At 39.6% G+C, this 12,642-nt stretch carries 7 protein-coding genes; 2 read left to right on the forward strand and 5 right to left on the reverse strand.

Annotated elements, in window-relative coordinates; genetic code table 11:
* The first annotated feature begins 104 nt into the window (after positions 1-104).
* Together ACLI08_RS07780 and ACLI08_RS07785 are read left to right on the forward strand one after the other, a co-directional pair.
* Positions 105-695 (forward strand): helix-turn-helix domain-containing protein, encoded by a 591-nt coding sequence (locus ACLI08_RS07780; RefSeq protein WP_411427905.1) that lies wholly within the window; start codon positions 105-107, stop codon positions 693-695.
* A gap of 86 nt (positions 696-781) precedes the next feature.
* Complete coding sequence (locus tag ACLI08_RS07785) at positions 782-2,260, forward strand: serine hydrolase (RefSeq protein ID WP_411427906.1); 1,479 nt, start codon at positions 782-784, stop codon at positions 2,258-2,260.
* 177 nt (positions 2,261-2,437) lie between these two features.
* Here the strand turns inward: ACLI08_RS07785 and bglX are convergent, their stop codons facing one another.
* From bglX to ACLI08_RS07810, 5 genes are all read right to left on the reverse strand, one after another.
* The gene (gene bglX, locus ACLI08_RS07790; RefSeq protein WP_411427907.1) at positions 2,438-4,723 is read right to left on the reverse strand and encodes a beta-glucosidase BglX; all 2,286 of its coding nucleotides are present in this window, start codon (positions 4,721-4,723) and stop codon (positions 2,438-2,440) included.
* A 221-nt stretch (positions 4,724-4,944) separates the two neighbouring features.
* Complete coding sequence (locus tag ACLI08_RS07795; protein ID WP_411427908.1) at positions 4,945-6,327, reverse strand: endo-1,4-beta-xylanase; 1,383 nt, start codon at positions 6,325-6,327, stop codon at positions 4,945-4,947.
* A 108-nt stretch (positions 6,328-6,435) separates the two neighbouring features.
* Entirely contained in the window at positions 6,436-7,539 is a 1,104-nt protein-coding gene (locus tag ACLI08_RS07800) for a hypothetical protein (protein WP_411427909.1), read from the reverse strand.
* 12 nt (positions 7,540-7,551) lie between these two features.
* Positions 7,552-9,048 carry a RagB/SusD family nutrient uptake outer membrane protein gene (locus ACLI08_RS07805; RefSeq protein ID WP_411427910.1) on the reverse strand — a complete coding sequence of 499 codons (1,497 nt, stop codon included), beginning with the start codon at positions 9,046-9,048 and terminating at the stop codon, positions 7,552-7,554.
* 65 nt (positions 9,049-9,113) lie between these two features.
* A complete protein-coding gene (locus tag ACLI08_RS07810; RefSeq protein ID WP_411427911.1) occupies positions 9,114-12,173 on the reverse strand; it encodes a SusC/RagA family TonB-linked outer membrane protein in 3,060 nt (1,019 codons plus the stop codon).
* Positions 12,174-12,642 lie beyond the last annotated feature (469 nt).

Consider the following 12,642-nt stretch of genomic DNA (forward strand, 5'->3'; position numbering starts at 1 on the left):
ATCTGGCTTTAACTAATAATGCCGACCTATTATAAGCTATATATGTTTCTTATATTTGCTGCGGTTTCTAATCAAATGATTAGTATTAAAAGCAATATAAGTATATGTCAGCATTAAAGCGGGTAAGAGAAGGCCAGCATCTTACGCAGGAAGAGTTATCATCAAATTCCGGTATTTCCGTAAGAACCATTCAGAGAATTGAGTCGGGAGTATTACCAAAAGGACACACACTTAAAGCGCTGGCTAAAGCGCTGCAGGTTTCAGAAAATGATTTGCTGGGTAACCCCGATGTTAACGAAGATACTGTATTTGTGTCTACAACTGCCGATACAAATGCAGTTGATTCGGACAATACGTTAACCCACATTGATATCCCCAAAGTAAAACTAATCAATCTGTCTTCAATATTGTTCGTTCTCTTACCTCCGTTAAACATTATTACCCCATTGGTTTTATCGCGGTTGTTAAAACAAAACAATACTATTGCGAAACAAATAATATCGCTACAGATTCTATGGACTATTCTTGCACCCATCGTTTTTATATTAGGCATCTTGTTAAAACTCGGAAGCTCGTTTACCATTGTGCTTATAGCCTGTATAGCGTTGTCTAATGTGCTGTTAATATTGATTAACCTTGCCGAATTAGATAGAAATAAACGACTGCATTTTAAGCTGAATTTCAGTATTATATAAACGCTGTCGCGTAATTGGCGGGTTATTGTCGGGCTGTTTTTTTTGTGTAATTTATCGCAATGATAACCTTTGTCAAAAAAAAAACCATGACAAACAAAGTCCTATTACTTTCTATCTTCTTACTGCTTTTTTCAACAGGGGCTAATGCCCAGTTAAACCAATCTGACACACTATACAAAACAATTCTTGAAAAAGACAGCCTTCTATTTTCGGTAGGATTTAATACATGCGATATTAGCCAGTTTGAAAATCTGTTAAGTGATAAGCTTGTTTTTATGCATGATAAAGATGGGGTATCAAACAAGCAACAGTTTTTAAATAATATTAAAAACGGGCTTTGCAAAAATCCGTCTGTAAGACAGGTAAAAAGAGTGCTGCAAAATGAGTCTGTTACTGTGTATCCGTTATACAGAAACGGTGTTTTATACGGTGCTGTTCAAAACGGCAGCCACCTGTTTTATGACCCTACCGGATCTACACCCGGTATTGCGAAATTTTCTAATGTGTGGCAATTAGAAAATGGAAGCTGGAAATTAGCTATTTCCTCAAGCTTTGATCATAGGCCTTATTCAGGCGATATTAAACCGATATCTTTAGATAATGATGCGGCAGTTGAGAATTGGCTCAAGCAGAACAATGTAAAGACACTTGGTTTGGGCATCATAGAAGGAGGGAAGTTAAAGCAGGTAAAAGTTTATGGTACGCTTAAAGATAGTGTACAGGCACCGTTTAATACGGTGTTTAATGTAGCATCGTTGGCTAAAACAGTAACTGCTATGGTAACGCTACGATTAGTAAGTCTTGGAAAATGGAACCTTGATGAGCCTATTTATCACTACTGGATTGATAAGGAAGTTAAAAATGATCCCAGGCATAAGAAACTAACTACAAGAATGATATTAAGCCATCAATCGGGATTCCCTAACTGGAGGTACCTGAATAAAAGTAATACGCTAAGTTTTGAGTTTGAGCCGGGTACTAAATACCAATACTCAGGCGAGGGATTTGAATATTTACGCAAGGCATTAGAAGCAAAGTTTAAAAAACCTTTAGAGCAACTGGCTAAGGAACTTATATTTCAACCAATGGGTATGCATGACACTTCTTACCTTTGGAACGAAAGGGAGTATGAATCAAGATTTGCCACCGGATACAACAGTGACGCCAAACCCTATATTAATGCAAAAAACAAAACAGCTAATGCTGCTGACGACCTGCATACGACAGTAGCAGATTATGGTGTTTTTCTTACAAGTGTTTTAAGCGGTAACACCCTGAGTGAAGAGGTATACCGGGAAATGATAAAACCACAAGTAAAGACAAAAGATAACAAATATTTCGGCCTTGGGTTTGAGCTTTATGATTTAGGGGATAAGGAGTACGCTATTTCTCACGGAGGTTCTGACAACGGAACGCAATGTCTTACATTTCTGCTTCCAAAGACTAACAGCGGAATAATAATGTTTACTAATTCTGATGTGGGGTACAGGCTCTATAATGAATTACTTGTTTATTACCTAGGCGCAAAGGGGAAAAAGTTGATTGAGATAGAGAGTAATAATTGATTTTGAAACTAATATTTTGAGTTTAGGAATATGAGTTCTAAATATCCTCGTAAAAAAATTACATCGGATTATGAAAATTCCTGCAAGTTTTAATATCCGGTTTATTATAAACACAAACCTTCAGTTTCAACTGAAGGTTTGTGTTTGATATTGTATTATTGTTTGATAATCAATATCTTATTTTAATTCAAATTCAAGCTCCTGAACATCGTCGCTGCTTGTACCTACAAAAACCTTAAATATACCGGGCTCAACAATATAATTTCCATTATTATCGTAAAAGCCTAATTCATTATCGGTTAACGTAAATGTCACCGTTTTGCTCTCGCCTTTTTTAAGCGAAACCATTTCAAAGCCTTTAAGCTCTTTAATTGGTCGTGCCAGGCTTGCGGTAACATCCTGTATGTACAGCTGCGCCACTTCTTTCCCGTCATACGCACCTGTGTTAGTAATGTTTACTTGTATTTTTACCGCTTCGCCTTTAGTGTACGTTGTTTTATTAGCTTTTGGTGCGCTATATTTAAATGTGGTATAGCTAAGGCCGTGACCAAAAGCAAACTGCGGCGTTTTTTCAACGTCGCTGTAGTGTGACCAAAATACATTTTTATCGGCGTCTACAGGTCTTCCTGTGTTAAGCAAGTTGTAGTAAATAGGTACCTGGCCCAGGTTTCTGGGAAAGCTCATGGGTAATTTGCCACTTGGGTTGTAATCGCCATACAACACCTGCGCTACAGCATTACCTGTTTCTGTGCCCAGCTGCCAGGCCTCAACAATTGCAGGAATATGGGCGGCTGCCCAAGGTAACGCCAATGGCCTGCCGTTGTTTAACACCAAAACAATGTTAGGATTAACTTTATATATCTCTTCTAAAAGTTCTTGTTGAAGGCCCGGCAGGTCTATGCTTGTACGGCTGCGGGCTTCACCGCTGCTAAAACCGTGTTCACCCAATACCATTACTACTACATCGGCCTCTTTAGCAGCTTTTTTAGCCGCTTCATAACCGCTGCGGTCTGTAGTGTTGTATACTACTTCATCAAGAAACGTAGCTTTGCCTACTATCAGGTCAGCCCCTTTTTCATAATGCAGAGAATTACCCTTATACTGCTGCATTCCTTCTAAAACCGATACTGCGGTGTTATCGTCAGATGCTATCCTCCAGCTGCCCAGGGGACTGTTTTTATCGGCTGCAAGGGCACCTATAAGCGCAATTTTTTGCCCGGTCTTCTTTAACGGGAGCAGGTGGTTATCGTTCTTTAGCAGCACTATAGATTTTTTTGCTACATCGAGCACCGCCTCATGGTTTGCCTTACTGTTAATAACCGTTTTTTCGCGTTTCTCATTACAATAGCGGTACGGGTCGTCAAAAAGCCCGAGTTCATATTTTACGCGTAATATCCGTTTAACTGCATCGTCTATGAGCGAAATGTCAACCTTTCCTTCGTTAACAAGCTTTACCAATTCGTTTACATACGCATAGCTTTCCATATCCATATCAGCACCGGCAGAAACCGCTTTAAGCGATGCCTCTTTACGGTCTTTGGCAAATCCCCAGGTAATCATCTCGCGGATGGATGCCCAGTCTGTAATTACAAAGCCATCAAAACCCCATTTACCTTTTAGTATATCTCTTTGCAGGAAACTGTTGCCCGTAGCAGGTATACCGTTAAGTGTGTTAAATGAGTTCATAAAAGTGCGTACGCCTGCATCCTTAGCTGCTTTAAAAGGAGGCAGCACTATGTTGTATAATGTAGAATTGCTCATATCTACAGTGTTATACTCCCTGCCAGCTTCAGCAAAGCCGTAACCGGCAAAGTGTTTGGCACAGGCAGCAATAGTATTGGGTTTGGCTAAGTCAGCTTTTGTATCTCCCTGAAAGCCCTGCACGCGCGCCGCAGCAACTTTGCTACCCAGATACGGGTCTTCGCCTGCACCTTCCATTACGCGTCCCCAGCGTGCATCGCGGCTTATGTCTACCATTGGGCCAAACGTCCAGTTAATGCCCGATGCCGACGCCTCGTCTGCTGCTACTTGGGCAGAACGTTTTACGGCATCCATATCCCAGCTTGCTGCTTCGGCCAATGGAATAGGGGATAGGGTTTTGTAGCCGTGTATTACATCAAAACCAATAATTAGAGGGATGCCCAGCCTGGTTTCTTCCACCGCTATTTTTTGTACGGCACGCACCTCTTTAACGCCGCGCACACTAAGCATAGAGCCTACCCATCCTTTACGAAGGTGTTCATACTTAAGTGCCGCGTTTCCTTCTTTAGGCGACGGCCCGGTAACATCCCAAAAGCCATTGTACTGGTTCATTTGGCCCACTTTTTCTTCAAGGGTCATCTTAGCCATTAATGTGTTTATTTTTTGCTCTATATCCTGTTTACCTTGTGTAGGCATCTGTGTCTGGCTGTGTACAGCGCACAGAGTAAACATTGAAATTGCAACCGTAAATGTTTTTATCATATATTTTGTATTATGAAAAATTTTGGAGTAGTTGGGGTATAGTCAACCGCGTAACGGAGAAATATTTATTTTTCTGTAAGTGTAACCTTTTCTTGGTGTACCAACTTCCCGTTTTAGCAACCATAATTTCTATTAAAGAGATTCCCAGGTTAAAGCATTAACCCGGGAACCACTTAACTACTCAAAAAATATGTTTTTAAAAAGGGCTTGATGCTGTGTGTTTAATCTAAACCTTGTAGAAACCCGGTATGGGCACTTTTTATTGCAAAATTAGAATCGTATAATAATGGCCAGTCGTTTCCTGGGTGATTTAGCTCGGTGTTGTAAGGAATCCACGAGTCGTTATCCCTCATTCCCCAAATGGTAAGCGCATATTTATTAGCCGCAGGAATTGCATTGTATATTTTTACAATTTCTTTGTATTTATCCTTTTGATCTAATCTTCTTTCGTTTGTAAAAGTCGAAATATCATTAAACGGATTTACCTGTATGTCAAGCTCCGAAATATGAATTTTTAAACCTTTGCCAACAGCCCGGTTAATATCCGTTTCTATTTGCGATTTAGTAGGGCTCAGGTATGTATTATGCATTTGAAACCCAATACCGTCTATAAGGTTACTTGCTTTTAAAGCATCAATTAGTTCGTACATCCTGTTTTGTTTAGGAATATTAGTTGATGTAGCATAATCATTATAAAACAACAATAAATCAGTATCACCGGCAGCATTAGCCGCTTCTCTGGCCCACTGAAAACATTGGTTAACGTAGTTTGGCCCCATTCTTTGCAGAAATATGGTGTTTCTCAGGTTACCGGTATTGTCGTCTACCGCTTCGTTTACTACATCCCAAGACCTTACTTTCCCTGCATAATGGGTAACAACATCGGTAATGTATTTTTTTACTTCGTTACTAAATTCAGCGTCAGTACCCTGATAGTTTGCTAACCAGTTTGGAACCGCCATATGCCATACTAAAGCATGCCCGTGAACATTGATGCCGTTTTTATTTCCGTAAGCCACAATTTTATCTGCAGCCTCCCAGTTATAAACGCCGCTGGCTACAGATATAGGGTTCATTTTCATTTCATATTCGGCTGAAATACTGCTAAATTCATTCTTTAATATCACGTCGTATGGATTTCCGCTTACCAATTGATCTGCTTTTACGGCCATACCTACATAAAAAGGATTTTGTAGCTGGCTTACCTTTACTTTCAGGAAAGTAGGGTCTTCCGGAATGCTGCTTACACCGTTAGTTACTACACTAATTACATTAGAATAGGCCGAAATTTCTTCGTTCCTTTTCGCCCTTACCCTGTAGTAATATCGTGTACCGCCATCTAATCCTGTTACAACTTCATTTAAATCAGTTACGGGTTTTGAACTGTAATTCGGAATAAACGTTTCAAAATCAGCACTTGCAGAAACATCCAAAAGGTAACTTTGGGCGGTAGATACGTACATCCATTTTGCTCTGAAACCTGTATTGGTTATATCTTTTGCAGGGTTTGCCACAGGTGCCTGTAAAGCGTCGGCACCTGCATTATCGTCTTTTGAGCATGAATTTAAAAAAAGCATGGCACTGGTTAAGACTAGTAAAATCATATTCTTCATATCTTTTGTATTGTATTTTATTCATCTGAGATGATAAAGGATAGTCTTCTGTAATTTTTTAATGCTGATTTACAAAAGACTAACCCTTAAAATCAGTGATTAATTGTAACGTATCTTTATATTATCATACTTTATTGTACTGGGGTTAGGGGTATCTCCCTGTGCAATACCTACCTTAATTTCGTTAACTTTTGATGCATCAAGCGTAGCGGCAGTATTACTCCCAAAACCGTAATTATCTTTAAAATCGGCAAGTGTTATGGTCTTTGTAGACCAGTTTACGTCTGTTACTTTAAAATTGTACCCATAGTTTACGCCATCTATAGTATTAAGCTGAATGGCAAATTGTGCACCTACAACATTTGCACTAACATCTATATCTATAAAAGTCCTTGTTGCATCATTATTTGTGGGGCTTAAAAAACTTGCACCACCACCACCACTAGTGCCGTTATAACCATTAGTGGTAGAACCTGCCCAGGTAAGTGCTGCATAATTGCCAGTAGGCCCACCAGAAGTAGCCGCGTTAAACGAAGCCACATCGCCGTAAGAAACCCATGACTCTCTTACGCCACCTCCGTCAAAATCTGATACAATAACTACGGTTGCAAATTCTATGGTTATAGATACCGTACCTCCCGGAGTGGTAACTACCAACTCTGAACCCGACACTGCGTTTGCAGGCAAGGCTACGATTATTGAAGTAGGCGAATTTGCAGAAAAAGATACTGCGCTGCCACCTAAGGTTACTGACGATACATTATAAAACCATGTACCTACAACCTCTAAAGGATAACCGGGTGTGGCTACAGCCGGTACGGTATTGGTTATGGTAGGGGTGGGTTGTAAAATTTCAATATTTTTAGTTATGGTACCATTTTTAGTAACAAACGTAATAGGTTGAATGCCAAACCTGCTCCCGAGTTTTTCATCAAAGGGAACCGTAAAAATAAAAGACTTATCAGAATTATAATTGGGGTTAAACGCAACATCTATCTTATTATCAAGCGTTATTTTCTTAAGTCCTGTAAGGCTGGTACCTTCAACCCTCACTTTGTTTAAGGGGTAGGCCTGGTTTAGTAAATCACCGGGTTCTGCAACCATGGCATCTATAGTTACGGGACCCTCGTTATCGTCCTGACAGCCCGCAAAAAAAGCCAGGGTGCAGAGTAGTAGAAGGCTATATTTTATTTTATTTATCATGGTGTAAAGGTTTTAATTAAAGTTAAAAGGAACCGGAGGTTCTAAAAGCGATGGGTTAGTATCTATTGCAGATTGAGGTAGCGGTAGTTCAAAGTAAGTACTTGATGGTGTAATCCTGTTTGAAACCAGTACTGTCCTTGCATCATCTGAATAAAAACCTACTTCCTGCTGCGAGATTATAGAGGTTGCTTCTGCAAGGCCACGGCGTTTCAGGTCAAAGAAATATTGGCCTTCAAGGGCAAATTCAACACGCCTTTCTTTAAATAAATCGTCTCTTGTAAGCACAGTTTTAATTGGTAATCCCGCTCTGGTCCTTACCTGGTTAAATGCATTAAGTGCAGAGGCATCGGTTGTAGAGTTGGCTCCGGCCAAAATCGCCTCGGCGTGCATTAACAAAATATCTGAATACCTTAAAATAATAGTGTTTTGAGACGTACGCATAAAAAATACATCATTCCTTTCGGCGGCAGAACCCACAATATACTTCCTGAAGTTAGCTCCTGTAGCAGATAATATTTTTTTGTATGTAAAGCCTCCTTTGCTGGTTAGCAACTCAGGGTAGAAGTCGCCATCTGTCATAATGGTGCTCTTTTTTCTGCCGTCTTGAGGCTCAAAATTGCTTTGTAAAGAAATAGAAGGCAGGTAAACGCCCCATCCGTCTGCACCTCCTGTTATACCCGTACCCGCAGGAACTATGTAAGCCTGGTTGGTATTCTGGGTTCCCCATTCGGTAGCAATAGCTTTCCATTGCAGGGCAAACATACTCTCTGCACTATTATTATTTTCCGGGCTGCTAAATAAGTTTCCGTACTGCTGTATAAGTGTATATTGCTCACCCATAATTTCCTGCGTTAACGCAGCACATTCTGCATACTCATTTAACGTTAAATGCACTTTTGCCAAAATACCCTTAGCTACAAGCTTAGTGATATAGCCTCTCTTTGGGGCGGTTTCGGGCAAGTTTTCAGCTGCATATTGCAGGTCTAGCTTTATAAATTTATAAACGTCTTCAACGCGGTTTCTTTTTGGCTGTGCTGCGGCACCGGCCCTGTCTACAATAGGCACAGCACCAAAAGTCCTTACCAGGTAGAAATAAGCGTTTGCCCTCATAAAGCGGGAAATGGCTATGGCACTTTTATACGACTGTTCGGGTAATGTAGCCTTTTGGTCTTCCACCAGGCTCATTAAATTATTAGACTGGTCTATAACCGAAAAGAGTGAAACGTATCCTTCAGTTAAAATTGGGTTTTGAGATGTTACCTGGGCATTTAGGAATTGAGAATAGGCGCCGTCAAACGTAAAGGCATTACCGGCATACATGTCTCCTACAGCAATTAAAAATTTATCGTTGAAAGAAAACCAGGGCTTAAAATATAAACTCTCGGCTATTCCGTCAAATGCTGTTACCCCTTCAGGTAAATCACTTGGTGTAAGCTGGTTTTCAGACGGAGCATTTAAAAACTCGTCCGAACAGGAAATCAAAGACAGCAATGCTGTGAGCATTGCCATTATATAAAGTTTTAAACTTTTTTTCATAACTATACTAATTAATAAGTTAACCATTTTAATAATAATTAAAATCTTATATCAACACCCACTGATGTGGTTCTTGGAACAGGGTATCGCCCTAAATCAATGCCACTCAATGTTATATTCTGATCTAAGTTTCCTAATGCAGGGTCAAAGCCTGAATATTTTGTAAACGTGTACAGGTTCTGCACATTTACATATATCCTTGCATAAGAGAAGATAGATTTTTCGAATATAGTACTTGGTAAAGTATAGCCTAACGACACATTTTGAATCCTTAAATACGAACCGTCTTCCACAAACCTGTTTGAAATCCTTCCGTTACCATTAGGGTCAGTAAGTGTAATCCTTGGCTCATTTGTATTTTCATTTACACCGGCCTCAAAAGCATTTAAAGCGCGCGTGCTTACATTACCATACCTGTCTCCGAATCCCGGGTAAATACCATCTATGTAATGACGTGTAAAGTTGTAAATTTCATTACCCTGACTACCGGTTAACACTACAGAGAGGTTAAAGTTTTTATACTTAAAATTGTTTGTAACAGAGTAGGTAAAATCGGGTATTGCACTGCCTATATTAGTTTGGTCTTTAGAGTCGATTTTACCGTCTTTATTAAGGTCTTTAAAACGAATATCGCCTACTGACGTACCTGCTTCCTGTACGGGGCCGGCGGCTAACTCAGCAGCATTTTTAAATAGCCCGTCTGTAACATAACCGTAAAATTGGCCTACCGGCTGCCCTTCGGTAGTTCTGGTAACGGTATAAAGGTCAAATTGTACTTTTCCAAGCAACGATTTTCCCTCACCCTGGAAGCTGGTCAGTTCATTTTTATATTTTGATATAATAAATGTGCTGTCCCACGTAAAATCACCCGAATCTATATTTCTGGTATTTAATGTAAAATCAACACCCTTTGTTTGAATTTTACCAGTATTTAGGTAATAGTTAAGCGCACTTTGGTTAGACTCGTCATTGATTTGTTTTGTAAGGAAATCCGATGAGTTTTTTATGTAGTAATCAAAGGCTAATTTTACCCTGCTGTTAAAAACATCTACATCAAATCCGGCATTGAACGATTTAAGTGATTCCCATTTAATATTAGGATTGCCTAAGTTATCAATTGTAGGCGATGAGCCGCCAAATGGAGATGCTATTAAGGTTAATATCGTTTGATACCTGTTAGCAGGGATGTTTTGGTTACCTACAGAACCATAACCGGCTCTAAATTTTAGGTAATTTACAGTGTTTAAAAGTGGTTCAAAAAACTTTTCATTACTCAGCGTCCATCCGCCTGAAAGTGAAGGGAAATAGCCCCACTTGTTATTAGGCCCAAAGTTTGAGGAAGCATCGGCCCTCATAGAGCCTGTAAGGGAGTATCTATCTGAAAAACTATAGTTCAGCCTGGAAATGTAAGACGTCATAGACCACCTTCCTGAACCATTTCCGTTTAAAGCCGTGTCAATATCACCTAAATTTAAATTAGGGAAGTTTGAACTTAGGAATGCCCCGGTCCTGTAACCGCTTAAATATTCATAACGGCTTTCCTGCGCCTCCTGGCCTAGTAGTAATGTAAAATTATGTTTGTCGTTAAGCGTCTTATCGTATGTTAAATAGTTCTTTACATTCCAGTAATAGCTTTGGTCTTGCTGTTTAAACGATTTGTTTAAGAGTTCGGTAACGTTACCTAACGTGTAGGCTGGAACAAACGAACTACTTTTTGCAAAATTTAAATCATACCCTAGTTCCGAACGGAAAACCAATCCTTTTGTAAACGTAATGTCAGCAAACAAGTTTCCGTTCATCTTATACCGTTCATTTTGGGCATTGTTATACTGCGCTAATGCAATGGGATTAGTAGCCTCATTTGCAGAAGAACCTAAGCCGTTTATAGGCCCGGCAAAGGAACCGTCCGGATATCTTACCGGCAACTCAGGAGACTGCCTTAACGAGTTCATTACTAAGCCGCCCCTGTCGTCATTTCGCACAACTTTTTGGGTAGACCTGCTTAATGAAACGTTGTTGCCAATTTTTAGCCAGGGCTTCACATCAGAATCAACATTTAATCGTACCGACATTCTGTCAAAAGCTGAGTTTAAAACAACCCCTTCCTGATTAAAATAGTTTACAGACGAATAGTATCTTGTCCCTTCTTTTTCGCCTGAAAAAGACAGCTGGTGATTGTATATGGCAGCCGACCTAAAAAGTTCGTCCTGCCAGTTAGTACCTTTTCCCAGTAAGTCGGGCCTTTGATACTGATAGGGGATAGGCTCGCCGTTTAACTCCAAAACTTTTGTTTGATACTTTGCATATTGTGGCAAATTCAACACGTCTACAAAATTTATAACCTGCTGAACACCCATGTAGGTTTCATAAGAAACAGTCGATTTTCCCTTTTTCCCTTTTTTGGTTGTAATTAAAACCACACCATTTGCGCCGTTTGCGCCATAAATAGCAGTTGCCGAAGCATCTTTTAAAATGTCAATAGATTCTATATCAGACATGTTTAAGCCAGCCAAAGCAGAGTTTTTTGTTTGTCCGCTCCCTCCGCCTAAGGCGCTAAACGAGAAAGAATCATTGTTTTTATCGGCAAATACCGGTGTGCCATCTATAACGTATAGCGGCTCATTTCCGTTAATAGAAGTAATACCCCTGATCTGAACCGAGATACCTCCGCCGGGCGTACCAGAGTTTTGCGTAACATTTACACCTGCGGCCTTGCCCACAAGAGCCTGATCGATAGATGTAAATGGCTTACCCTGAATTTCAGATGCCTTAACCGAAGAAACCGCACCGTTTATATCTTTCCGTTTTGCGGTACCATATCCTACGATTACCACCTCGTTTAATTTTTGGGGTTCAAAAATCATATTTACCTGCATTACTGATTTAAAATTAACAGGAGTGGTTACGTCAATATAGTTTAAAGATTTAAAGGTAAGAAGGGCATTATCTGCCACGTTGTTTAAAACAAAATTGCCGTCGGTATCGGTAACCGTTGTGTTGCGTGTACCTTCTACTATTACGCTTACCCCCGGTAACGCTACACCCCCGGATGTTACTTTACCTTTTACGGTCTGGGCACAGAGAAAATTTGCCCACATGCATAGTAGTAAACACAGGACATTTTTTAATGTAATTTTCTGCATAGAGTTTTGTGTTAGTTATAAAATTAGAGTTTGGTTATATACTTTTAAATGGACATTAACCTGATAAATACAGCTATCTGGGAAATGTTAAAAAATACGTATCAGATACATGACGAATGTAAATTGTTAAAGCGCGGAAATATGACATAAATGAAGCATATTATAGCACATTTGTTGCATTATGCGCTTATGAAAACGTTTTATTAGACAAATTCAAAACACTGTAAATAAAAATGTTAATGAATTATCGTCATAAAAAGGGGTGTAAAATCTACTACCGATAAAAAATAGCGCGTATTTTTTCTAAATAGACATTTTGTGCACAGAGTTTTGTAAACTAAAATTAGCGGAGTTGGTATAAAATAAAAATGCCTCCATTTAATGGAGGCATAATTAGTAGCTTAAATCTCATGTATAGCAATCA

The organism is Flavobacterium sp. RNTU_13 (assembly GCF_046614455.1).
In the GTDB taxonomy this organism is placed as follows: Bacteria; Bacteroidota; Bacteroidia; order Flavobacteriales; family Flavobacteriaceae; genus Flavobacterium.

Coding starts and splice junctions, on each gene's coding strand:
- ACLI08_RS07785 (WP_411427906.1), top strand. CDS start 782: ATGACAAACAAAGTCCTATTACTTTCTATCTTCTTACTGCTTTTTTCA.
- ACLI08_RS07805 (WP_411427910.1), bottom strand. CDS start 9,048: ATGGCAATGCTCACAGCATTGCTGTCTTTGATTTCCTGTTCGGACGAG.
- ACLI08_RS07810 (WP_411427911.1), bottom strand. CDS start 12,173: ATGTGGGCAAATTTTCTCTGTGCCCAGACCGTAAAAGGTAAAGTAACA.
- ACLI08_RS07795 (WP_411427908.1), bottom strand. CDS start 6,327: ATGATTTTACTAGTCTTAACCAGTGCCATGCTTTTTTTAAATTCATGC.
- ACLI08_RS07800 (WP_411427909.1), bottom strand. CDS start 7,539: ATGATAAATAAAATAAAATATAGCCTTCTACTACTCTGCACCCTGGCT.
- ACLI08_RS07780 (WP_411427905.1), top strand. CDS start 105: ATGTCAGCATTAAAGCGGGTAAGAGAAGGCCAGCATCTTACGCAGGAA.
- bglX (WP_411427907.1), bottom strand. CDS start 4,723: ATGATAAAAACATTTACGGTTGCAATTTCAATGTTTACTCTGTGCGCT.